We start from the raw sequence: 22019 nt of genomic DNA on the forward strand, positions 1-22019 counted from the left end.
ACAAAAAAAGCCACTGGGGACAGTGGCTTTGATTTTGATTGACTGCGGCTGTTTGACCAGCTGCTTGGGTAATTTTGGTGCCCGGGAGAGAACTCGAATCTCCACATCTTGCGATACACGGACCTGAACCGTGCGCGTCTACCAATTCCGCCACCCGGGCACAGCAAGCAGTGTAACATCACATCAAGGTGTTTTCGGGTCGCCCGCGTTAAAAACCCTGAAATATTTCAAATTTCAGGGGGAAATTTGAAGCTGTCATCTTGCCAGGCCCACGCGTGCAAAAACCTTTTGAAAATTTGCGAAGTCACGCCTGGCACGGGTCAGATGGACAGAAATTTTTCACAGTTCGCGGCTAGTATCTGGATCAGACATTGATGCAGACCAGGCCAATTTTTCCTTCCATCCCCTTGATTGCGTTGCCAAAATAGCAGGCAGCTTGTTGCCGCTGGCACCCAACACAAAAATTACGAAAAGAGACTTCTTATCAAAACAACGCACCACAACACCGGCGCATCGTCCGGACTGCTCGCGGAATTCGAGGGCACGGTTTCCGGCCACCGCGACGGCCATGGTTTTGTTCAGCGCGATGACGGCGAGGCCGACATTTACCTGCCGCCCAACGAAATGCGCGCCGTGCTGCACAAGGATCGGGTCAAGGCCCGCATCGTGCGGCATGACCGCAAGAACCGGCCCGAAGGCCGCGTCACCGAAATCATCGAGCGCTCAAGCAACCCCATCATTGGCCGCCTGTTGCAGGAAAGCGGCGTCTGGCTGGTCGCGCCCGAAGACAAGCGCTACGGCCAGGATGTGCTGATTCCCAAGGGCGCCACCGGCACCGCCAAGACCGGGCAGATTGTGGTGGTCGAACTGACCGAGCCGCCGGCGCTATTTGGCCAGCCGGTGGGCCGGGTCAGGGAAGTGCTGGGCGAAATAGACGACCCCGGCATGGAAATTGAAATCGCGGTGCGCAAATATGGCGTGCCGCATGAGTTCAGCGATGCCGCCATGGCGCTGGCCCGCACCCTGCCCGACGCCGTGCGCCCGGCCGACAAGCAGGGCCGCGTGGACCTGACCGATATCGCGCTGGTCACGATTGACGGCGAAGACGCCCGCGACTTTGACGACGCGGTGTACTGCGAGCCCGCCAAGGTCGGGCGGGGCAAGGGCTGGCGCCTGCTGGTGGCGATTGCCGATGTGAGCCACTACGTGGAAACCGGCAGCGCTATTGACATTGATGCCTACGACCGGGCCACCAGCGTGTATTTTCCGCGCCGCGTGATTCCGATGCTGCCCGAAAAGCTGTCCAACGGCCTGTGCTCGCTCAACCCGAACGTGGAGCGTGTGTGCATGGTCTGCGACATGCTGGTCACGGCCAAGGGCGAGGTGCATGCCTACCAGTTTTACCCGGCCGTGATGTTCAGCCAGGCCCGCTTCACCTATACCGAGGTGGCCGCCATTCTGGCCAACACGCGCGGCCCCGAGGCGGCGCAGCGCCAGACGCTGGTGCCGAATCTGCTGGATCTGCACGACGTTTACCAAGCGCTGCTGAAGGAGCGCGGCGTGCGCGGCGCGGTCGATTTTGAAACCACCGAAACCCAGATCGTTTGCGATGAGGCCGGCCGCATTGAAAAAATCGTGCCGCGCACCCGCAACGTGGCGCACCGGCTGATCGAGGAAGCCATGCTGGCGGCCAATGTCTGCTCGGCGGACTTCATTGCCCAGAGCAAGCATGTCGGCCTGTTCCGGGTGCACGAAGGTCCGACGCCCGAGAAGAAAGACATGCTGCGCAACTACCTCAAGGCCGCGGGCCTCGGGTTTTCGATCAGCGACGACCCGACGCCGGGCGAGTTTCAGCAGATCGCCACGGCCACCAAGGACCGGCCCGACGCCCAGCAAATCCATTCCATGCTGCTGCGCTCCATGCAGCAGGCGATCTACACGCCGATGAACAGCGGCCACTTTGGCCTGGCCTATGAGGCCTATACCCACTTCACCAGCCCGATCCGGCGCTACCCCGATTTGCTGGTGCACCGCGTCATCAAGGCGATCCTGAACAAGGCCAAATACCAGCTGCCGACCCTGCCCACGCCGGGCGAAGCCGAGGCCAAGCTGTCCAAGCGGCTGGCGGCGCGCGTCAAGGAACCCGACCAGAAGCCCAAGAAAGCCAGCGCCGACCAATTGGCCTGGCAGGCCGCCGGTCTGCATTGCAGCGCCAACGAGCGCCGCGCCGACGAAGACAGCCGCGACGTCGAGGCCTGGCTCAAGTGCAAGTACATGCGTGAACACCTGGGCGAGGAGTTTGGCGGCGTGGTGACGGCCGCCACCGGCTTCGGCATTTTCGTGACGCTGGACGCCATGTATGTGGAAGGTCTGGTCCACATCACCGAGCTGGGCGGCGAGTATTTCCGCTTTGACGAGGCGCGCCAGGAGCTGCGCGGCGAGCGCACCGGCATTCGCTACGCCATCGGCACGCGGGTGCGGGTGCAGGTCAGCCGGGTTGATCTGGACGGCCGCAAAATCGACTTCCGGCTGGTGCATGAGGGCGCCGAGGCCGCCCTGATCAGCCGCGCCATGAAAGACAAGACCAGTGGCCATGCGGCCGAACTGCCGGCCCAGGAGCGCGGCGCCGCACGTCATGGGGCCGGCGCGCGCGCCGAGCAGGAAGGTGGCAAGAGCGGCGGGCGCGGCAAGCGCTCCTCATCACAGGGCAGCAGCGGCAGCCGCAGCGTTGCCATGAGCAATCCGGGCGGCAGCACCGGCGGTCGGACCACCCGGTCGCCCATTCAGGCCCTGAAGGCGGCCGTCAAAAAGGCGGCCGGCAGTGCCAGCCGCAAGCAGGGCAAAAAGCCCAGGCGCTAGATTTTCCAGCATCTTTTTACCCCTTTTTGGCGACCCTCACTTTATGCTGATCCGGATTCTGGGCTTCTTGCTCGAAACAGTTTTCTTCGTGCTGATTGGCGCGGCCCTGCTGCGCGGCTGGATGAACGGGCTGCGCATCAACATGAGCGCGCAGCCCGGCGGCTTTGTGATGGCCCTGACCGACTGGCTGGTCAAGCCGCTGCGTCGCACCTTGCCGCAAAGCGTCACGCGTTCGCGCATCGACTGGGCCAGCCTGCTGGCCGCTGCGCTGCTGGCGCTGATGTATGGGCTGGTGTGGTGGCTGCTGTTCGGGCTGCTGCTGGCAGCCGCGCCGGACCTGAGCGCCGGGCCGGTCGTGCTGCTGGGCGTGCTCGGCTTTGCGCTCAAGATGCTGCTGCGGGTGGCGCTGCAGATGATGTTCATGGCCGTGCTTGGCTACGCCATTTTGTCCTGGGTGCAACCCGGCTCACCGGCCTACCTGCTGTTTGGACGACTCACCGAACCCTTGCTGGCTCCGCTGCGCCGGGTGATTCCGGCGATAGGCGGCGTGGATTTGTCGGCCCTGCTGCTGCTGGTACTGCTGCAGATCGCGATGATGGTGCTGGTGTAGGCTCCAGGGGCCATTTTCAGAGCAAAAAGTGTTGCCAGCCCTTGTCCAGCATGTGCACTGAGCTATCAAAATAATAGCATCCGGCCAGACTTCAGCGCCAGCGCCAGCGTCATCAACTGCAATCCTCCGGCCGGTGCCTGATCTCTCGGATACCGGCCGCCAGAGCCGACGCCGTCAATGTTTCCCCCGGCCTGTCAGCGGCCCAGCGGTCGGCCAGATGGCCGTGCGCAAACACCGCGCTGCAGGCGGCGTCAAAGGCCGCCAGCCCGCTGGCCCAGTAGGCGCCCAGCATGCCGGCCAGCACATCGCCGGTGCCCGGTGTGGCCAGCCGGGCGTTGCCGCTGGCGTTGATGGCCGTGGCCTGGCCCGGCGCCGCAACCACCGTGCCCGAGCCCTTGAGCACCACCACGCAGCCGAAGCGGCTGGCCAGTGCGCTGGCGGTGGCTAACCGGTCGGCCTGCACCTGGGCGGTGCCGAGTCCGGCCAGGCGTGCCGCCTCCAGCGGATGCGGCGTCAGCACCGTGCCGTAGCCGCGATGCTGGCGCGCCATGAGCAGGGTTTGCAGCTGCGGCTCCTGGGCGATGGCATTGAGGGCGTCGGCATCGAGCACGGCGCGCGGTGCGGTGGACAGCAGCTTGGCCATGACGCGTTTGACGGCGCTGCCGCCGCCACAGCCGCACACCAGCACCTGCTGGACCAAATCGAGCGCCTCGAAGCCGCGAAACATCAGCTCGGGCTGTAGCGGATCCACCTGCAGCGGCGGCGCGCCGCCGTGGCCCAGCAACGCCACAAACACCCGGCCCGCGCCGGCATGCAGCGCGGCGCGGCCGGCCAGCAGGGCGGCGCCGCTCATGTGGTTGCCGGCGTCGGCCTGGCCCGGCCCGGCCGGCGACGACTGGCCGCCGACGATGGCGACATCGCCAAATGTGCCCTTGTGGCTGGCGTGCGGCGCCTGACCGCGCGGCGGGTGGACGCGGTCTGCGCCGGCAAGCCAGGCTTGGGGCGCCTGGGCGGCCGTGTCGACGCCCAGATCATCGAACCAGACCTCGCCGCAGCGGTCCCTGCCGTGGGCGGTGAACAGACCGGGCTTCAGGGTTAAGAGACTCAGGCAAAAAAGCGGCTTGGCCCTTATCGAATAAGCGGTTACAGCTATTGATTTAATAGCACCACGGGGCGCGCTGGCGCTGCCCGCATCGGTCGCGCTGTCGGTGCCGGTATCGGCGTCCAGGCCGGTGGGCACATCGATGGCCAGGCAGGGCGCCGGGCTGGCCTGCATCAGCCGCAACCACTGCAGCGTGCTGCCCGTCAGCGCGGTATCGGCCCGCGCGCCAATGCCGAGCAGGGCGTCGATGCAAAAGTCGAAATCGCCGGGTGGCTGCTCAGCCATGGGCACGCCCGCGGCCACGGCGCGCTGGCGTGATGCCGCGGCATCGGGCGGCTGGCTGCGGCCGGCGGTGGGCCCGGTCCAGCTCAGCACCACGGTCTTGCCCCACTGGTGCAGCTGCAGCGCGGCCTCAAAGCCGTCGCCGCCGTTGTTGCCGGGGCCGCAGGCGACCCAGATGCGCTGGGCATGCGGCGCCAGCGCCAGTGTCAGGCGGGCCGCGGCCAGGCCGGCGCGCTGCATCAGCGTGTGCGGCGGCAGGCTGGCGGCGGCCTGCTGCTCGATCTGGCGGGTGGCGGCCACGCTGTGCAGCGGCTGGCTGGCGGCGCTGGAAATTCTTTGCATGGCGCCATTGTGCGGTCAGCCCTGCCGGACCATGTCGTTCAAGGGCGTAAAAAAACCCGGCGCACCGGGTTTCTTGAAGCGGGCGATCCGCGGGCCGCTCAGGCGTCCGCCGGAATCCGCAGCACCTGGCCGGGGTAGATTTTGTCGGGATGCGCCAGCATGGGCTTGTTGGCCTCAAAAATCTGCGGGTATTTGTTCGGCGTGCCGTAAAACTCCTTGCTGATCTTGGACAGGTTGTCGCCGCTGACGACGGTGTGCCAGCGCGACTCGGGCTCGGGGTTGGCCACGGTCATCAGGTCGTTGACCGCGGCAACATTGGCGACGTTGCCACAGCACAGCAGCACTTTTTCCTTGGTCGCCTGGTCGGGCGCCACGCCGGCAACGGTGACCGTGGCGCTGGCTGCGTCAAAGCTGATGTCCAGCGCTTCGACCTTCAGGTTCATGGTGCCGATATAGGTTTCAATCGCATCGCCGGCGGCCTGGCTGAGCGCTGCGATGTTCTCTGGCGTGGGGGCGGCGGCGGCGGCTTCCTGGGCGGCCTTGGCTTGGCCGCGCCCGAAGAGCTTTTCGCCGGCTTCCTTGATAAAACTGAGCATGCCCATGGGTACTCCAATCATTGGTTAAACAAGTGACGGTCCGGTCCAAAACGCCGGGCCTTGGCCACTGTACACGCCGGCCATGACGAAGGGGCGGCAGCGCCCGGCAACGGCATGGATGCGTGACCGAATTGGCGTTGCGCTGGCGTGATCAGCGAAGGCGTTCCAGCCCCAGGCCCTGCATGTCGATTTCGGGCGCCTTGCCCGCCAGCAGGTCAGCCAGTGCGCGCGCGCTGCCGCAGCTCAGGGCCCAGCCGCTGGAGCCGTGGCCCAGGTTGAGCCACAGGCCGTTCAGGCCGCTGTGGCCGATCAGGGGCGGGCCGTCGGGCAGCATGGGGCGCGCGCCTTTCCATTCCTGCACCTTCAGGCCCAGGTTGGCGTGCTGGGCCGCGCCCGGAAACCAGTCATGCAACACTTTGTAAAGGGTTTGAATCGACGAGGCGCGCTTGGTGGCCAGCGAGCCGCCAATCTCGGCGCTGCCGGCTACCCGCACGCGCTGGCCGAGGCGCGAGATGGCGACCTTGTAGCGCTCGTCCATGAGCGCGCTGCGCGGCGCATTGAGCGGCTCGCCAATCGGCGCGCTGATCGAGTAGCCATACACCGCCACCATCGGAATCTGCAGGCCCAGCGGCCGCAGCAGCTCGGCCGAGGCCAGGCCGGCGCACATCACGAGCTGGTCAAAGCGCCGCGGCGCGTCTTCGCCTGCTATTAAAAGAGTAGCTGTCTGGGCCCGATCCAATTGGGCTACCGTGGTATTGAACTCGAAATTGACGCCGATACGCTGGGCTTCGTTCTTGAGCAGCAGCGCAAACTGGCGGCAGTTGGCCACGCCATCGTTGGGCAGGTGAATGCCGCCCAGAAAGACCGTGTCGGTGCTGATGGCCGGCTCGATCAGGCGCACCTGCTCGGCATTGATTTCGCTGAAGCTCACGCCGGCATCGCGCAGCGCCTGCAGGCCGGGCTGGGCCAGCCGGCTGTCTTTTTCAGAGCGCAGCAGCACCAGGTAGCCGGGGCTGCAGTCGTACTCCAGCTCCAGCGCCTCGGTGAGGTGGTCCAGCCGCTCGCGGCTGTAAAACGCCAGCCGCTGCATGCGCCCGCGGTTGGCCAGGTAGGTTTCCAGCGTGCAGGACTGGTACCACTGCCACATCCAGGACAGGTCGCGGCCCGTCAGCGGCCAGCCCAGCTTGACCGGCGCATGGCGGCTGAACAGGTGCCGGAACACCTTGCCCGGCATGCCCGGTGCGGCCCAGGGCGTGACATAGCCGGGCGCCACCACGCCGGCATTGGCAAAGCTGGTTTCCTCGGCGGCGGCGCTGCGGCGTTCAAAAACCGTGACCTCATGGCCATCCATGGCCAGCTCGTAGGCGGTGGTGATGCCGATGATGCCGGCGCCAATAACGGCAACCCTCATGCGCGGCGCCCCAGGGCCAGCGCGCCGCGCCGGAACTTGAAAAACGTGTGATTCATTGTTTTTTGGAGTGAAATATGCCGCTAGCCCAGGTACTATGTGCGCCAACAGCTATCATTTTTATAGCGAGTGGGTCAGCGCCATTTCTACCTGCAGCGCCAGATCCAGCAGCGCATCATCGTGCAGCGCGGCGTGCCAAAGCATCAGCCCGACCGGCAACTGGCCGGGGCGCTGGCAGGGCAGCGAAATCGCGCAGCCATCGAGCATGTTAACCACCGAGGTGTTGCGCAGCAAAAGTGCGTTGACGCGAAAGAAGGCCTCGTCGTCGTTCAGCACGCTGGCAATAGTCGGCGCCACCATCGGCACGGTGGGCGACAGCACGGCGTCAAAGCCGCTCAGGCGCGCCTGCATGCGGGCGATCCAGTCGGCGCGGGCGGCCAGCAGCGCAAGGTAGTCGGCCGCGCTCATGGTGGCGCCGCGCAGAATCCGCAGCGCCACGCGCGGATCGTAGCGCGCGTGGTGCTGCGCGATCAGGTGGCGGTGCCAGGCATAGCTTTCGGCCGCCGACAGGCCGCCGCTGGCGTTGATGGCGGCCAGTTCGCTGATTTCCGTCAGTGCAACTTCCTCGATCCGCGCCCCGGCCTGGCGCAGCGCGTTCAAGGCTTGCTCGAAGGCCTGCGCCACCGTGCTGTCCATTCCGTCCTGCATTTGCGTGCGGGCCACGGCCAGGCGGCAGGCGCCCAGCGGCTTGCCGGCGAGCGTGACCTGGCGCGCCGCCAGCACCTCATGCACCGTGACCGCATCGCGCACCGAGCGGGTCAGGGCGCAGACCGTGTCCAGCGTGGTCGAAAGGGGGATCGCGCCTTGGGCAGGCACCAGCCGCGCCGTGCTTTTGAAGCCCACGATGCCGCACAGCGCCGCCGGAATGCGGATCGACCCGCCGGTGTCGGAGCCCAGGCCCACCAGCGCGGCTCCGGTGGCCACCGACACCGCCGCGCCCGATGACGAGCCGCCCGGAATCCGCGCCACCAGCGGGTCCGCCGGATTCACCGGCGTGCCGTAATGCGGGTTGATGCCGACGCCGGAAAACGCAAATTCCACCATGTTGGTGCGCCCCTCCAGCACCGCACCGGCCGCCCGCAACCGGGCCACGGCCGGGCAGTCGGTCAGCGCCGCGGGCGCGTCGGCCAGCACGGTGGAGCCGGCGGCGGTGGTTTGCCCGGCCACGTCGAACAGGTCCTTGATGGACACCGGCATGCCGGCCAGAACCTGCGCCGGGTCGCCAGGCGCCGCGCTTGAGGAAACCGGGTTGAAGGCCTGGCCGGGCCTGTACACATGGCGGCAGGCATCGCTTTGGGCCACGGCGGCGGCCTGCTCAAGGACCTGCCGGGGCTGCAGCTGGCCGGTGCGCAGGGCCTCGCGGGTGGCATGGAGATCGCCTGGGGCGCGCGGCTGTTTCATGGGCAGGAGGGTGTTATACTCGACAGGCTTTGCGAATGACGGTTTTCGTTGTTGGCAGGGCAAATCGCAAATCAGCCACTCAAGGTGCTGCCTGGAAATCATTCCAGACGGTAAGCGCTGATTTTAGACACAACCTTTGGAGTTTTTTATGTCGACAAACATGCGCGAAATGCTGGAAGCCGGCGTCCACTTTGGACACCAGACCCGCTTCTGGAATCCCAAGATGGCCCCGTACATCTTCGGCCACCGCAACCGTATTCACATCATCAACCTGGAAAAATCGCTGCCGATGTACCAGGACGCGATGAAGTTCGCGAAACAGCTGTCCGCCAACCGCGGCACCATCTTGATGGTCGGCACCAAGCGCCAGGCCCGCGAAATCGTCGCCACCGAAGCCCAGCGTGCCGGTGTTCCTTATGTTGACCAGCGCTGGCTGGGCGGCATGCTGACCAACTTCAAGACGGTCAAGACCTCGATCAAGCGCCTGAAAGAGATGAAGGCCCAGCAGGAAGCCGGCCTCGACTCCATCAGCAAAAAAGAGCAGCTCACCTTCAAGCGTGAAATTGAAAAGCTCGAAAAAGACATAGGCGGCATTCAGGACATGAATGCACTGCCAGACGCCATTTTCGTGATCGACGTGGGTTTCCACAAAATCGCGGTGCTCGAAGCCAAGAAGCTGGGCATTCCGCTGATCGGTGTGGTGGACTCCAACCATTCGCCTATCGGTATCGATTACGTCATTCCCGGCAACGATGACTCGTCCAAGGCGGTCGCGCTGTACGCCCGCGGCATTGCCGACGCGATCATCGAAGGCCGCGCGAACGCCATGAACGATGTCGTCAAGGCCGTGTCCGCCGAGAGCTCCGACGAGTTCGTGGAAGTGGAAAACACGGCAAGCTGATCAACAGCCTCGGCTGGCAGGCGCAGGCGCTGTGCCAGACGCGAAAAAGGGGCTTGTGTGGCCCCTTTTTCACACGTTAACGATAAAGCGGGTGCGGCTTCCGCATCCAGTCGAAGTCAACCCGACAGATGGAGAACTGAAAATGGCAATTACTGCAAGCATGGTCGCCGAGTTGCGCGCCAAAACCGACGCTCCCATGATGGAGTGCAAGAAAGCACTGACCGAGGCCGAAGGCAACTTCGAAAAGGCAGAAGAAATCCTGCGTGTCAAGCTGGGCAACAAGGCCGGCAAGGCCGCCTCCCGCGTCACCGCTGAAGGCGTGGTGGCTGCACACCGTGAAGGCGATGTGGGCGCGCTGGTTGAAGTCAACTGCGAAACCGACTTCGTCACCAAGAACGACAGCTTCCTGGCCTTTGCCCAGGCGGTCGCCGTGGGCGTGGTCCAGAACAACCCGGCCGACCTGGCCGCGATTGGCGCGATGCCGCTGTCGCAAGACGGCTTTGGCCCGACGGTGGAAGACGTGCGCAAGGGCCTGATCGGCAAGATCGGCGAAAACATGAGCGTGCGCCGCTTCAAGCGTTTTGCCGGCAGCCAGCTGGCTTCTTACCTGCACGGCACCCGCATCGGCGTGGTGGTCGAGTTTGAAGGCGACGAAGCCGCTGCCAAGGATGTGGCCATGCATGTGGCCGCGATGAAGCCGGTTTCATTGACCAGCGCGGATGTGCCGGCCGACCTGGTGGAAAAAGAGCGCTCGGTGGCGGCTGCCAAGGCCGCCGAAGACGCCGCTGTGGCCCAGGCCGCCGGCAAGCCGGTGCAGTCCGCGGAAATCGTTGCCAAGCGCATCGATGGCGGCGTGCAGAAATACCTGAAGGAAGTCAGCCTGTACAACCAGAGCTTTGTCAAGAACGACAAGCAGTCGGTCGAGCAGATGCTGAAAGAGAAAGCCACCCAGGTCAAGTCCTTCACGCTGTACGTGGTGGGCGAGGGCATTGAAAAGAAAGTGGACGATTTCGCAGCCGAAGTTGCGGCGCAAATTGCCGCTGCCAAGGCCGCCTGAGCGTTTCAGTCCAGCCGGAAGGCCGCTAAACTTCAACCCCATCCCATTTCACAGAAAGCCCTCGCATGCCAGCCTACAAGCGGATCTTGTTAAAACTGTCAGGTGAGGCCTTGATGGGCGATGACGCCTTTGGCATCAACCGCGCCACCATCGTGCGCATGGTGGAGGAAATTGCCGAAATCACCCGCATGGGTGTGGAAGTGGCGATTGTGATTGGCGGTGGCAATATTTTTCGCGGTGTCGCGGGCGGCTCGGTCGGCATGGACCGCGCCACCGCCGACTACATGGGCATGCTGGCCACTGTGATGAACGCGCTGGCGCTGGGCGACACCATGGACAAGGCCGGGCTGACGCCACGCGTCATGTCGGCCATCGGCATCGAGCGGGTGGTTGAGCCTTATGTGCGGCCCAAGGCGCTGCAGTACCTCGAAGAAGGCAAGGTCGTGATTTTTGCGGCCGGCACCGGCAATCCATTCTTCACCACCGACACGGCCGCGGCCCTGCGCGGCGCCGAAATCGGTGCCGAGATCGTGCTCAAGGCCACCAAGGTGGACGGTGTGTACACGGCCGACCCGAAGAAAGACCCGACGGCCACGCGTTACGCCAGCATCACTTTCGACGAAGCCATGAGCAAAAACCTGGAAGTCATGGACGCCACCGCCTTTGCGCTGTGCCGCGACCAGAAGCTGCCGCTCAAGGTGTTCAGCATTTTCAAGCATGGCGCGCTCAAGCGCGTGGTGCAGGGTGAAGACGAAGGTACCCTGGTTCACGTTTGAGCCGGTCCGGCGTTTACGTCCTGCAAATTTTTGTACCTAGAAATCCGGAGATTCGACCATGAGTATTGTTGAGATCAAGCAGCATGCAGAGCAAAAAATGCAGCAGTCCCTGGATTCGTTCAAGAGCGGCCTGACCAAGATCCGCACCGGCCGCGCCAACCCCGGCTTGCTTGACACCGTGCAGGTGGACTACTACGGCTCCATGGTGCCCATCAGCCAGGTCGCCAATGTGGCCTTGCTCGATGCCCGCACCATCAGCGTGTCGCCGTGGGAAAAAGGCATGGGCGCCAAGATCGAGAAAGCCATTCGTGACTCTGATCTGGGCCTTAACCCGGCGTCGCAGGGCGACCTGATTCGCGTCCCCATGCCGGCCATGACCGAGGAGCGCCGCAAGGAGCTGACCAAGGTGGTGAGGGCCGAGGGCGAGCACGCCAAGGTGGCGATTCGCAACCTGCGCCGCGACGCCAACGATGGCGTCAAGAAGCTGGTCAAGGAAAAACTCGCCTCCGAAGACGACGAGCGCCGTTCGCAGGACGAGATTCAGAAGTTCACCGATCGTTTCATTGCCGACGTCGACAAGCTGGTCAGCGGCAAGGAACAAGACATCATGGCAGTCTAAGGTGCCCCCACGTTCGCTCACTGCGTGTAGCTCTCTGCCCCCCGAGGGGGCTGAACTTGCTCGGGGCGGCCCTTCGCGGCGTTCTCCCCGGCCCGCGCGCTGACTTTTGCCCATGTCCGAGCCCGCGTCAAGTGTCGTTCCGCACCATGTCGCCATCGTCATGGATGGCAATGGCCGCTGGGCCACCCGGCGCTTTTTACCGCGTATTGCCGGGCACAAGCAAGGCCTTGATTCGCTGACGCGCTGCATCAAGGCCTGCCTGGCGCGCGGCATAGGCGTGCTGACGGTATTTGCCTTTTCATCCGAAAACTGGAACCGGCCGCCCGAAGAAGTGTCCGGGCTGATGGAACTGCTGGCGCTGTCCCTGGCCAGGGAAGTTCCCAGCCTCAAGGCCAACGGCGTGCAGCTGCATTTCATCGGCGACCGGCAGCGGCTTTCCGTAAAAGTCCAGGCCGGGCTGACGCAGGCGGAGCTCAGTACCGCCGGTAACCAGCGTCTGGTTTTCAATGTCTGCTTCAACTATGGCGGCCGCTGGGACATTGCCCAGGCGGCGCAAAAACTGGCCGGCCGGGGCGAAACCATTACCGAGCTGTCGCTGGACCGTGCCATGGCGCTGGCGCATGTGCCCGATCCTGATTTGCTGATCCGCACCGGTGGCGAACTGCGCATCAGCAATTTTTTGCTGTGGCAGGCGGCGTATTCCGAGCTGCATTTTTCCGATCGGCTCTGGCCGGATTTTGACGAAGCCGCGCTCGATGAAGCCATCGCCGTTTTTCGCACCCGCGAGCGTCGTTTCGGCCAGACTTCGGCCCAGCTCAGCGGGCAACCGGCTCCTTCAACCCCCAAGGCCGCCTGATGCTTAAACAGCGAGTGATTACGGCCATTGTGTTGCTGGCGATTTTGTTGCCCGCGCTTTTCTACAAGACGCCAGTGCCGTTTGGCGCCGTGGCGCTGCTGCTGATTGCCGCTGGCGCGTGGGAGTGGGGGCGCCTGAATGCGTTTGGGCAGGCCGGCTCGCTCGGGCTGGCCGGCGTCTGTCTGCTGATGTGCGGCCTGTCCTGGTATGCGGGTCTGCTGGAAAAACCTTTATCCCTGCTCTGGGCGGCGGCTGGCGCGGTGTGGGTGCTGGCCGGCGGCTGGCTGTTGCGCCATGGCGTCGCCGGCTGGCCGCGCATTTCCAAGGCGCTGCGCCTGGTCGGCGGGCTGCTGGCGCTCTGGCTGGCCTGGCTGGCGGTGGCCCAGGCCCGTGTCATTGGTGTCAATTTTCTGCTGTCGGTGCTGCTGCTGGTCTGGGTGGCCGACATCTTTGCCTATTTTGCCGGCCGCACCTTCGGCGGCCGTTTCAGCAAGGGCAAACTCGCGCCCTCCATCAGCCCGGGCAAAAGCTGGGAAGGCGTGTGGGGCGGCATGGCCGGGGTGGTGGTGCTGGCGCTGGTCTGGGTCTGGCTGGGCGCAGCGGGCCACGGAGCCGCTGGCGGGTTCTGGCAGCAGCCAACGCTGTATTCCCGCCTGGTGGCGCGGCACGGCCTTGTCGTGATGCTGCTGGCGGTGGTGTTCATGGCGGCCATGAGCGTGGTGGGCGATCTGGTCGAGTCGCTGATCAAGCGCAGTGCCGGGGTCAAGGACTCCAGTGGCTTGCTGCCGGGCCACGGCGGCGTGCTGGATCGTGTCGATGCCCTGCTGCCGACCCTGCCGCTGGCGATGATGCTGGCCAGCTTCTAGGCGTTTAGCCGGTCTGTTCACAGGGCTTTTCCATGACTTTGCCAAAGCAGCGCATCACTGTACTGGGCTCTACCGGCTCCATTGGCGTGAGCACGCTCGACGTGATTGCGCGCCACCCGGACCGCTTTGAGGTGTTTGCCCTCAGTGCCGCGACCCAGGTTGACCTGTTGCTGGCGCAGTGTGCGCAGTTCAGACCGCGCTATGCGGTCATGGTGAGCGAGCCGCACGCCCTGCAACTGGCCCACAAAATCAAGCTCAATGAGCTTCCCGTCCAGGTGCTATGGACACCTGATGCTCTTGAAATGATAGCGTCGCATGAACGGGTGGACGCCGTCATGGCGGCCATCGTGGGCGCTGCCGGGTTGCCGCCCTGCATGGCTGCGGCCGCGGCGGGCAAGCGCCTGCTGCTGGCCAACAAGGAAGCGCTGGTGGTGGGCGGCGAGGTCTTCATGCGGGCCGTGCGGGCCGGTGGCGCGCAGCTGCTGCCGATTGACAGCGAGCATTCGGCGATTTTCCAGTCCTTGCCGGAAGACGCCGCGAGCTGGCCGCAGCGCGTTGAAAAAATCATCCTGACGGCATCGGGCGGGCCGTTTCGCACGCGCGACCCGGCAAGCCTGCGCCACGTCACGCCCGACGAAGCCTGCGCGCACCCGAACTGGGTGATGGGCCGCAAGATATCGGTGGATTCCGCCACCATGATGAACAAGGCGCTGGAAGTGATTGAGGCCAAATACCTGTTTGGCCTGACACCGCAGCAGATCGAGGTGGTGATTCATCCGCAAAGCATCATTCATTCGATGGTGCAGTACCGCGACACCTCGGTGGTGGCGCAACTCGGCACGCCCGACATGCGGGTGCCGATTGCCTACGGCCTGGCCTGGCCCGACCGCATCGCCTCGGGTGCCCGGGCGCTGGATTTCAGGGCGCTGGCAACCATGACGTTTGAAGTGCCTGACAATGGTCGATTTCCGGGCCTGCCGCTGGCTTGGCAGGTGCTGAATGCGCCGGTCGGCAGTACCGCGGTGCTGAATGCGGCCAACGAGGTGGCGGTGGCGGCTTTTCTGGACCGGCGCATCCGCTTCGATCACATCCACCATGTAAATCTTGCAACTTTGGAGGGCACGCCGCTCTCTGAGGTAAACAGCATCGAAGGTCTGCTGGCGCTGGACGCGCGGGCGCGCCTGGTTGCCAGTCAAATCGCTGAACGTCTGGAGTCCTGACATGTTGACGCTGATTGCCTTTCTGGTTGCGCTGGGTATCCTGATTGCGGTGCACGAGTACGGGCACTACCGGGTGGCGGTGGCGTGCGGCATCAAGGTGTTGAAGTTTTCCATCGGATTCGGCAAACCGATTTACACCTGGCGGCTCAAGAACAAGCCCACCGAGTTTTCGATTGGCATGCTGCCGCTGGGCGGTTACGTCAAGATGCTGGACGAGCGCGAGGCGCCGGTCGATCCGGCCGAGCGCCACCTGGCCTTCAACACCCAGCCCCTGAAGTCCCGCGCGGCGGTGGTGGCTGCCGGCCCGGTGGCCAATTTGCTGCTGGCGGTGCTACTTTATTCCGTCGTCAACTGGAGCGGCCTGCAGGAGCCCAAAGCGATTCTGGCAAGCCCTGTTGCCGGTTCGCTGGCAGAAAAGGCGGGCCTGCGCGGCACAGAGATCGTTCAGGAGGCCGCGTTTGAGGGAGAAGAACGTGAAACGGTGCGCTCGTTTGAAGACCTTCGCTGGCGGCTCACGCAGGGCGCGCTGGACGGCCGCGACCTGGAACTGGTACTGGGTGAAGACGCTTCGGGTGCCCCTTCGCGGACTGTGCTGCTGCCGCTCAGCAAACTCGGTGCCGCCGAAGCCGATCCCCAGCTGTTCCGCAAGATCGGCATCCTGGGGCCCTGGACGCGCCCGGTGATTGGCGAAGTGATGGCCGGCGGTGCGGCCGCAAAATCCGGCTTGCGGGCCGGTGACGTGGTGCTGCATGTCGGCAATACGCCGATTGTGGATGGCCAGCAGTTGCGTGAGTTGATCCGGGCCTCGGCCAAGCCTGCGGGGTCGGCCAGTGGCAGCGTGGTCATGGCGCCGCAGCAGTGGCAAGTCCTGCGTGCCGGCCAGCCGCTGGCGTTGCAGGTCACGCCCGGCCTGTCGCAGGACAAAGGCGTGTCCGTTGCGCGTATCGGTGCTTATGTCGGTGCGCCGCCTGAATTCGTGACGGTGCGCTATGGGCCCGTGGAGGGTTTGTGGCAGGGCGCGGTGCGCACCTGGGAGGTTTCGCTGCTCACGCTCAGGATGATGGGCAAGATGGTGATCGGCGAAGCGTCCCTGAAAAATCTCAGTGGCCCGCTCACCATTGCGGACTATGCAGGCAAGTCAGCCAGCCTGGGCTGGAATTCCTATTTGCTGTTCCTGGCCCTGATCAGCGTGAGTCTGGGTGTTCTCAATTTACTGCCGCTGCCGGTTCTGGATGGTGGGCACCTGATGTATTATCTTTGGGAGTGGGTCACCGGTCATGGCGTGTCCGACGCCTGGATGGACCGGTTGCAGCGCGGTGGCGTTGCGATCCTGTTGGGCATGATGTCTATTGCCTTGTTTAATGACGTCACCCGGCTCTTCAGCTGATGCTGGCGCTAATTCCCTACATTTCAATGCACCAAAAAATAAACCGATTCAAAGTTCGTGCTGTCTGCGCCATTGCTGCCGGATTGCTGGTCGCCAATGCCGCCTGGGCGGTTGACCCGTTCACCGTCCGTGATATCCGGGTTGAGGGTTTGCAGCGGGTTGAGCCCGGTACGATTTTCGCGTCGCTTCCCTTTCGTGTCGGTGAGACCTACAACGATGAAAAAGGATCGACCGCCATTCGCGCGCTGTTTGGCCTGGGGCTGTTCAAGGACGTCAGGCTGGAAGTCAGTGGCGATGTGCTGGTGGTGATTGTCGAGGAACGCCCCACCGTGGCCGATGTCGATTTCGTCGGCATCAAGGAATTTGACAAGGATGCGCTGAAAAAATCATTGCGCGAAGTCGGCATTGCCGACGGCCAGCCTTTTGACAAGGCCCTTGCTGACAAGGCCGAGCAGGAGCTCAAGCGTCAGTACATCAACAAGAGCCTGTACGCAGCCGAGGTGATCACCACGGTCACACCCATTGAGCGCAACCGGGTCAACCTGACCTTCAGCGTCGTTGAAGGCGATGTCGCCAAGATCAAGGAAATCCAGATCACCGGCAACAAGGCGTTCAGCCAATCGACGCTGCTCAATTTGTTTGACCTCGATACCGGCGGCTGGCTCAGCTGGTACACCAAGTCTGACCGCTATTCGCGCGCCAAGCTCAATGCCGACATCGAGACCCTGCGTTCCTACTATCTGTCGCGCGGTTACCTGGAGTTCAAGGTCGACTCGTCGCAGGTGGCCATTTCGCCCGACAAACAAAGCATTTCGGTCATTCTCAACATCACGGAGGGCGAGCGCTTTGTGGTCTCCAGCGTCAAGCTGGAAGGCAACTACCTCGGCAAGGAAGAAGAGTTCAAGTCGCTGGTGACGATTGAGCCGGGCGAGCCCTACAACGCCGACAAGGTGGCCGAAACCACCAAGGCCTTTACCGAATACTTTGGCAGTTTTGGTTTTGCCTTTGCCAAAGTCGAAGCCAGCCCCGAGATTGACCGCACCAGCAACCGCGTCGCGTTTGTGCTGCAGGCCGACCCCTCGCGGCGTGCCTATGTGCGGCGCGTCAACGTGGCCGGCAACAACCGCACCCGCGATGAAGTCGTGCGCCGCGAGTTTCGCCAGTTTGAATCCTCCTGGTACGACGGAGACAAGATTCGCCTGTCCCGAAGTCGCGTGGACCGCCTGGGCTTTTTCACCGATGTCGGCATTGACATGCAGGAAGTTCCCGCTACCGCTGATCAGGTGGATTTGACCGTGACGGTGGTCGAAAAACCCACCGGCAATCTGCAATTGGGTGCCGGCTTCTCCAGTGCCGACAACCTGTCGCTGATGCTGGGCATCAAGCAGGAGAACGTGTTTGGCTCAGGCAACTACCTCGGCATTGAGCTCAATACCAGCAAGTCCAATCGCCAGTTGGTGCTCAGTACCATTGATCCGTATTTCACCGCAGACGGCATTTCCCGCAACATCGATGTGTATGACCGGACGTCCAAGCCAACGACTGGCCAGGGTGGCGACTATGCGCTGAAAACGCGCGGCGCCAGCATTCGTTTTGGTATTCCCTTCACCGAAAGCGACACGGTTTATTTTGGCACCGGCTACGAGCAGGTCACGATTGTGCCGGGGACCAACCTGCCCGTGAGCTACCAGACCTATGCCAATCAGTTCGGCAACAAAAGCAACTCCATTCCCCTGACGGTCGGCTGGTCACGCGACAGCCGGGACAGCGCGCTGGTGCCCACCACCGGGCGCTTTCAGCGTGTTTATGGTGACTGGGGCGTGGGCGGTGACGTCAAGTTCGTGCGCGCCAATTACCAGATCCAGCAGTACATTCCGCTCAACAGGCAGTACACGGTGGCGCTCAATGGCGAGCTTGGCTGGGGCAAGGGCCTGAACGGCCAGCCCTATCCGCTGTTCAAGAACTACTATTCGGGCGGTCTGGGCTCGGTGCGCGGCTTTGAGCAAAGCTCTCTGGGCCCCCGCGACTCCTCGGACCTGGCGACCGGCGGCCCGAAAAAGGTCACGCTCAACGCCGAGGTGATTACGCCGTTTCCCGGTGCTGGCAATGACCGGACGCTGCGCATGTACGGCTTTGTCGATGCAGGCAATGTGTTTGGCGAAAAAGAGAGTTACAGCTTCAGTGGCATGAGAGTTTCGACCGGCATCGGCGTCAGCTGGATCTCTCCGGTGGGTCCGTTGCGTATCGCCTTCGCGGTGCCTTTGCGCAAAGTCGCAGGCGATAAAATAGAGCGCCTGCAATTCCAAATTGGAACATCCTTCTAATGAATCATTTCTTCAGCAAAATCGTTCTGGGTTTCGTCATCGCGGTGGCTGGTGTGTCGGCAGGCGCGCAGGATTTCCGGATTGGCATCGTCAATCTTGACCGGATCTTCCGCGAAGCCAACTCGGCCAAGGCGGCCCAAGCCAAACTGGAGCAGGAATTCAGCAAGCGAGAGAAGGAGATCAACGATCTCGGCACGCAGTTGAAGACCCTCTCGGACAAGTTCGAACGCGAGGCCCCGACCTTGGCCGAAAGCCAGCGTAACTCGCGCCAGAAGCAGCTGGTCGATCAGGACCGTGAATTCCAGCGCAAGCGCCGCGAGTTTCAGGAAGACCTGAACGCGCGCAAGAACGAGGAATTGCAACTGGTGATAGAGCGCGCCAACAAGGTGGTCAAAACGCTGGCTGAAAGCGAAAAATACGACCTGATTCTTCAGGACTCGGTCTACGTCAATCCCAAGCATGACATCACCGACAAGGTGATCAAGGCGCTGAACGCTGCTCGTTGATTGCAGGTCTGCACCCCCACGGCGATTTCAGAAAAGCAGGCGCAGTGTGACGCTCCGTCTTGGCGATATTGTTCAGGTCCTGCAGGCAAGCGTCGCGGCCGAGTTGCTCGGTAACCCGGATGTGGTGGTTGAACGCCTGTCGACGCTGGAAGCCGCCGGGCCACAAGACCTGAGTTTTCTCAGCAACCCCCGTTACTTGAAGCAGCTGGCCCAGTCCGCTGCCGCCTGCGTGCTGGTCGCGCCCTCCGCGCGCGAGGCGGCCACAAGCCGCGGCGCCTGCATTGTGGTGGACGACCCTTATCACGCGTTTGCGCTCATCACCCAGCTCTGGAAGCGCCACCACTTTCCCGAAGCGCCGCCGCACATTCACCCCAGCGCTTGTGTTGACCCGTCTGCGACGCTGGCCGTCGGGGTGTCGGTCGGTGCCTTTGCCTGCATTGCCGCCGGCGCCATGATTGGCGAGGGCGTGCACCTTGGCGCGCACTGCGTGATTGGCGAGCGGGCGCATGTGGGCGCTGGCAGCCGCCTGGCGGCCCGGGTCACGGTGGCCGATGCTTGCCGTATCGGTGAGCGCTGCATTGTGCACCCCGGTGCGGTGATTGGTGCCGACGGCTTTGGCTTTGCGCCGCATCAGGGTCAGTGGGTCAAGATCGAGCAGCTGGGTGCGGTGCAGATCGGCAACGATGTCGAAATTGGCGCCAATACCTGCATCGACCGCGGCGCCCTGCGGGACACGGTGCTGGAAGACGGCGTCAAGCTCGACAACCTGGTGCAGATCGGCCACAACGTGCGGGTCGGCAAGCACACCGCCATGGCAGGCTGCGCCGGTGTGGCCGGCAGCGCCACGATTGGTGCGCACTGCACGGTGGGCGGCGGCGCGATCGTGCTGGGCCACTTGCGCCTGGCGGACCATGTGCATGTGTCGGCCGCATCGGTGGTGACGCGCTCGATTTTGAAGCCTGGCCAGTACACCGGCCTCTTTCCCATCGACGACAATACCGCGTGGGAGAAAAACGCCGCAACGCTCAAGCAGCTTCACGCGCTGCGTGAAAGACTCAAACTGGCTGAAAAGCTGCTCGCCGGCAAGCCTGCTCACCTTCAAGAAAAAACATGATGGACATTCACCAAATTCTCAAGCAGCTGCCGCACCGTTACCCGATCTTGCTGGTGGACCGTGTCCTCGAAATCGAAAAAGGCAAACGCATCAAGGCGCTGAAAAACGTCACCATCAACGAGCCGTTTTTCATGGGGCATTTTCCGCATCGCCCGGTCATGCCCGGCGTGCTGATGCTCGAAGCCATGGCCCAGGCGGCCGCCTTGCTGGCCTTTGACACGGTGGGTGTGACACCCGACGACAAGACGGTTTATTACTTTGCCGGCATTGACGGCGCCCGTTTCAAGCGGCCGGTCGAACCAGGCGACCAGCTCATCATGGACGTGACGCTGGAGCGCATGAAGGCCGGCATTTTCAAGTTCAAGGGCGTCACCAGCGTGGGTGACAGCGTGGCCTGCGTGGCTGACCTGATGTGCACCATGCGCACCATTGCCTGAAGACGGCGCAAGAAACATGACGTCCGAAGTCGCCAAGCCGGGCATTCATCCCACGGCTCTTGTAGACCCGCAGGCCCAGCTCGACAGCACGGTCAGCGTCGGGCCTTACAGCGTCATTGGCCCGCATGTCAAGGTGGCGGCGGGCACCACCATTGGCGCGCACTGCGTGATCGAAGGCCACACCAGCATAGGCCACGACAACCGGATTTTTCAGTTCAACTCGCTGGGCGCGATTCCGCAGGACAAAAAATACGCGGGCGAGCCCTGCGAGCTGGTGATTGGCGACCGTAACACCATTCGCGAGTTTTGCACCTTCAATATCGGCTCGCCCGGCGACACCGGCGTGACTCGCGTGGGCGACGACAACTGGATCATGGCCTATGTGCACCTGGCGCATGACTGCGCGGTCGGCAACCACACCATTTTTGCCAACAACACCCAGCTGGCCGGCCATGTGCAGGTGGGCGACTGGGTGATTCTGGGCGGCTTTACCGTCGTGCACCAGTTCGAGCGCCTTGGGGCGCACAGCATGACCGCCATGTGCTCGCTGCTGTTTGCCGACCTGCCGCCGTTCGTCATGGCGCAGGGCCAGCCGGCCGCAGCGCGCTCGATGAACTTTGAAGGTCTGAAGCGGCGCGGGTTTTCGGCCGCACGCATCGCCGCTGTCAAGGCCATGCACAAGGCGCTGTACCGCGATAGCCTGACGCTCGATCAAGCCCAGTCGCGCATCGCTGAACTGCCGGATCTGCATCCAGAGGCCGACGCCGATGTGCAGACGATGCTGACTTTCTTGGCGCGAAGCTCGCCGCAGCGCGGCATCGTCCGTTAGCCCATGCGGCGGGCACCGTCTCCGTGCCCCGCGCGCCCATATCTGATTTCTCCGATCCGTTTTGAATTCCCACCCCACGCCTAGCCGGCCCTTGAATCTCGCCATGGTGGCCGGCGAAACCTCGGGCGATCTGCTGGCCGGACTGCTGCTGGACGGCTTCAAGGCGCGCTGGCCGCAACTGGCGGCCAGTGGCATCGGCGGCCCTGCTATGCGTGCCCACGGCTTCGATGCCTGGTGGCCCAGTGACAAGCTCGCCGTGCGTGGCTACGTCGAAGTGCTGCGGCACTACCGCGAGATCGTCGGCATCCGCGAGCAGCTCAAAGCCCGGCTGTTGCAGACGCAGCCCGATGTGTTCATTGGCGTCGATGCGCCCGATTTCAATCTCGACCTCGAAGCGGCCTTGAAAAGCGAGGGCATCAAAACGGTCCATTTCGTCAGCCCGTCGGTGTGGGCCTGGCGCGCTGAAC

20 protein-coding genes, 1 tRNA gene and 1 pseudogene are annotated in these 22019 nt (G+C 63.4%); 16 read left to right on the forward strand and 6 right to left on the reverse strand.

Annotation, left to right across the window (positions count from 1 at the left end; all coding sequences use genetic code 11):
- Positions 1-75 precede the first annotated feature (75 nt).
- Both RMO23_RS12535 and RMO23_RS12540 read right to left on the reverse strand, forming a co-directional pair.
- Positions 76-160 (reverse strand) — tRNA-Leu (locus RMO23_RS12535).
- 179 nt (positions 161-339) lie between these two features.
- Positions 340-642, reverse strand: a complete 303-nt coding sequence (locus RMO23_RS12540) for a hypothetical protein (RefSeq protein ID WP_309682002.1) — start codon at positions 640-642, stop codon at positions 340-342.
- Here RMO23_RS12540 and rnr point away from each other — a divergent pair.
- On the forward strand, positions 523-2859 hold the full coding sequence (gene rnr / locus RMO23_RS12545; RefSeq protein WP_309681998.1) for a ribonuclease R: 2337 nt from the start codon (positions 523-525) through the stop codon (positions 2857-2859). The two genes, RMO23_RS12540 and rnr, sit on opposite strands and share 120 nt — an antisense overlap.
- Before the next feature lie 43 nt (positions 2860-2902).
- Positions 2903-3469 carry a YggT family protein gene (locus tag RMO23_RS12550; protein WP_309681965.1) on the forward strand — a complete coding sequence of 189 codons (567 nt, stop codon included), beginning with the start codon at positions 2903-2905 and terminating at the stop codon, positions 3467-3469.
- Positions 3470-3581: 112 nt separating this feature from the next.
- Here RMO23_RS12550 and RMO23_RS12555 read toward each other — a convergent pair whose 3' ends face one another.
- The 4 genes from RMO23_RS12555 to RMO23_RS12570 all read right to left on the reverse strand — a co-directional run bounded on the left by RMO23_RS12555 (position 3582) and on the right by RMO23_RS12570 (position 8660).
- Entirely contained in the window at positions 3582-5195 is a 1614-nt protein-coding gene (locus tag RMO23_RS12555; protein ID WP_309681967.1) for an NAD(P)H-hydrate dehydratase, read from the reverse strand.
- Between the two features lie 98 nt (positions 5196-5293).
- Positions 5294-5797 (reverse strand): peptidoglycan-binding protein LysM, encoded by a 504-nt coding sequence (gene lysM, locus RMO23_RS12560; RefSeq protein WP_309682000.1) that lies wholly within the window; start codon positions 5795-5797, stop codon positions 5294-5296.
- A gap of 145 nt (positions 5798-5942) precedes the next feature.
- The gene (locus RMO23_RS12565; RefSeq protein ID WP_309681969.1) at positions 5943-7202 is read right to left on the reverse strand and encodes a D-amino acid dehydrogenase; all 1260 of its coding nucleotides are present in this window, start codon (positions 7200-7202) and stop codon (positions 5943-5945) included.
- 117 nt (positions 7203-7319) lie between these two features.
- Positions 7320-8660, reverse strand: a complete 1341-nt coding sequence (locus RMO23_RS12570; RefSeq protein WP_309681971.1) for an amidase — start codon at positions 8658-8660, stop codon at positions 7320-7322.
- Positions 8661-8808: 148 nt separating this feature from the next.
- On the opposite strand from RMO23_RS12570, the gene rpsB reads away from it, so the two are divergent.
- From rpsB to RMO23_RS12640, 14 genes and pseudogenes are all read left to right on the forward strand, one after another.
- A complete protein-coding gene (gene rpsB, locus RMO23_RS12575; RefSeq protein WP_309681973.1) occupies positions 8809-9561 on the forward strand; it encodes a 30S ribosomal protein S2 in 753 nt (250 codons plus the stop codon).
- Between the two features lie 142 nt (positions 9562-9703).
- Positions 9704-10618: a translation elongation factor Ts gene (gene tsf, locus RMO23_RS12580; protein WP_309681975.1), complete on the forward strand. Its 915-nt coding sequence runs from the start codon at positions 9704-9706 to the stop codon at positions 10616-10618.
- 65 nt (positions 10619-10683) lie between these two features.
- Entirely contained in the window at positions 10684-11394 is a 711-nt protein-coding gene (pyrH, locus tag RMO23_RS12585; RefSeq protein WP_309681977.1) for a UMP kinase, read from the forward strand.
- A 58-nt stretch (positions 11395-11452) separates the two neighbouring features.
- Positions 11453-12013 carry a ribosome recycling factor gene (gene frr, locus RMO23_RS12590; protein WP_309681978.1) on the forward strand — a complete coding sequence of 187 codons (561 nt, stop codon included), beginning with the start codon at positions 11453-11455 and terminating at the stop codon, positions 12011-12013.
- A gap of 112 nt (positions 12014-12125) precedes the next feature.
- Positions 12126-12869: a polyprenyl diphosphate synthase gene (uppS, locus tag RMO23_RS12595; protein ID WP_309681980.1), complete on the forward strand. Its 744-nt coding sequence runs from the start codon at positions 12126-12128 to the stop codon at positions 12867-12869.
- A complete protein-coding gene (locus RMO23_RS12600; protein ID WP_309681982.1) occupies positions 12869-13735 on the forward strand; it encodes a phosphatidate cytidylyltransferase in 867 nt (288 codons plus the stop codon). Before uppS ends, RMO23_RS12600 begins: the two co-directional genes overlap by 1 nt.
- A gap of 32 nt (positions 13736-13767) precedes the next feature.
- On the forward strand, positions 13768-14955 hold the full coding sequence (ispC, locus tag RMO23_RS12605) for a 1-deoxy-D-xylulose-5-phosphate reductoisomerase (protein WP_309681984.1): 1188 nt from the start codon (positions 13768-13770) through the stop codon (positions 14953-14955).
- A 1-nt stretch (position 14956) separates the two neighbouring features.
- Positions 14957-16342, forward strand: coding sequence for an RIP metalloprotease RseP (rseP, locus tag RMO23_RS12610; protein ID WP_309681986.1), 1386 nt, complete (start codon positions 14957-14959; stop codon positions 16340-16342).
- 26 nt (positions 16343-16368) lie between these two features.
- Positions 16369-18666 (forward strand): outer membrane protein assembly factor BamA, encoded by a 2298-nt coding sequence (bamA, locus tag RMO23_RS12615; protein ID WP_309681988.1) that lies wholly within the window; start codon positions 16369-16371, stop codon positions 18664-18666.
- Positions 18666-19172: an OmpH family outer membrane protein gene (locus RMO23_RS12620; protein ID WP_309681990.1), complete on the forward strand. Its 507-nt coding sequence runs from the start codon at positions 18666-18668 to the stop codon at positions 19170-19172. Before bamA ends, RMO23_RS12620 begins: the two co-directional genes overlap by 1 nt.
- Positions 19173-19218: 46 nt before the next feature.
- Complete coding sequence (gene lpxD, locus RMO23_RS12625) at positions 19219-20286, forward strand: UDP-3-O-(3-hydroxymyristoyl)glucosamine N-acyltransferase (RefSeq protein ID WP_309681992.1); 1068 nt, start codon at positions 19219-19221, stop codon at positions 20284-20286.
- Positions 20283-20723 (forward strand): 3-hydroxyacyl-ACP dehydratase FabZ, encoded by a 441-nt coding sequence (fabZ, locus tag RMO23_RS12630; RefSeq protein WP_309681994.1) that lies wholly within the window; start codon positions 20283-20285, stop codon positions 20721-20723. The genes lpxD and fabZ overlap by 4 nt, the downstream gene beginning before the upstream one ends.
- A 16-nt stretch (positions 20724-20739) precedes the next feature.
- Positions 20740-21552, forward strand: a complete 813-nt coding sequence (gene lpxA, locus RMO23_RS12635; RefSeq protein ID WP_309681996.1) for an acyl-ACP--UDP-N-acetylglucosamine O-acyltransferase — start codon at positions 20740-20742, stop codon at positions 21550-21552.
- A 103-nt stretch (positions 21553-21655) separates the two neighbouring features.
- Positions 21656-22019: pseudogene (locus RMO23_RS12640) on the forward strand (lipid-A-disaccharide synthase); the annotation flags it as partial.

This window comes from Polaromonas sp. (assembly GCF_031411155.1).
In the GTDB taxonomy this organism is placed as follows: Bacteria; Pseudomonadota; Gammaproteobacteria; order Burkholderiales; family Burkholderiaceae_C; genus Polaromonas.

Bases quoted from the DNA above. Each gene is read 5' to 3' on its own strand.
- RMO23_RS12550 (WP_309681965.1), top strand. From the start codon at position 2,903: ATGCTGATCCGGATTCTGGGCTTCTTGCTCGAAACAGTTTTCTTCGTG.
- RMO23_RS12555 (WP_309681967.1), bottom strand. From the start codon at position 5,195: ATGCAAAGAATTTCCAGCGCCGCCAGCCAGCCGCTGCACAGCGTGGCC.
- lysM (WP_309682000.1), bottom strand. From the start codon at position 5,797: ATGGGCATGCTCAGTTTTATCAAGGAAGCCGGCGAAAAGCTCTTCGGG.
- RMO23_RS12565 (WP_309681969.1), bottom strand. From the start codon at position 7,202: ATGAGGGTTGCCGTTATTGGCGCCGGCATCATCGGCATCACCACCGCC.
- RMO23_RS12570 (WP_309681971.1), bottom strand. From the start codon at position 8,660: ATGAAACAGCCGCGCGCCCCAGGCGATCTCCATGCCACCCGCGAGGCC.
- rpsB (WP_309681973.1), top strand. From the start codon at position 8,809: ATGTCGACAAACATGCGCGAAATGCTGGAAGCCGGCGTCCACTTTGGA.
- tsf (WP_309681975.1), top strand. From the start codon at position 9,704: ATGGCAATTACTGCAAGCATGGTCGCCGAGTTGCGCGCCAAAACCGAC.
- pyrH (WP_309681977.1), top strand. From the start codon at position 10,684: ATGCCAGCCTACAAGCGGATCTTGTTAAAACTGTCAGGTGAGGCCTTG.
- frr (WP_309681978.1), top strand. From the start codon at position 11,453: ATGAGTATTGTTGAGATCAAGCAGCATGCAGAGCAAAAAATGCAGCAG.
- uppS (WP_309681980.1), top strand. From the start codon at position 12,126: ATGTCCGAGCCCGCGTCAAGTGTCGTTCCGCACCATGTCGCCATCGTC.
- RMO23_RS12600 (WP_309681982.1), top strand. From the start codon at position 12,869: ATGCTTAAACAGCGAGTGATTACGGCCATTGTGTTGCTGGCGATTTTG.
- ispC (WP_309681984.1), top strand. From the start codon at position 13,768: ATGACTTTGCCAAAGCAGCGCATCACTGTACTGGGCTCTACCGGCTCC.
- rseP (WP_309681986.1), top strand. From the start codon at position 14,957: ATGTTGACGCTGATTGCCTTTCTGGTTGCGCTGGGTATCCTGATTGCG.
- bamA (WP_309681988.1), top strand. From the start codon at position 16,369: ATGCACCAAAAAATAAACCGATTCAAAGTTCGTGCTGTCTGCGCCATT.
- RMO23_RS12620 (WP_309681990.1), top strand. From the start codon at position 18,666: ATGAATCATTTCTTCAGCAAAATCGTTCTGGGTTTCGTCATCGCGGTG.
- fabZ (WP_309681994.1), top strand. From the start codon at position 20,283: ATGATGGACATTCACCAAATTCTCAAGCAGCTGCCGCACCGTTACCCG.
- lpxA (WP_309681996.1), top strand. From the start codon at position 20,740: ATGACGTCCGAAGTCGCCAAGCCGGGCATTCATCCCACGGCTCTTGTA.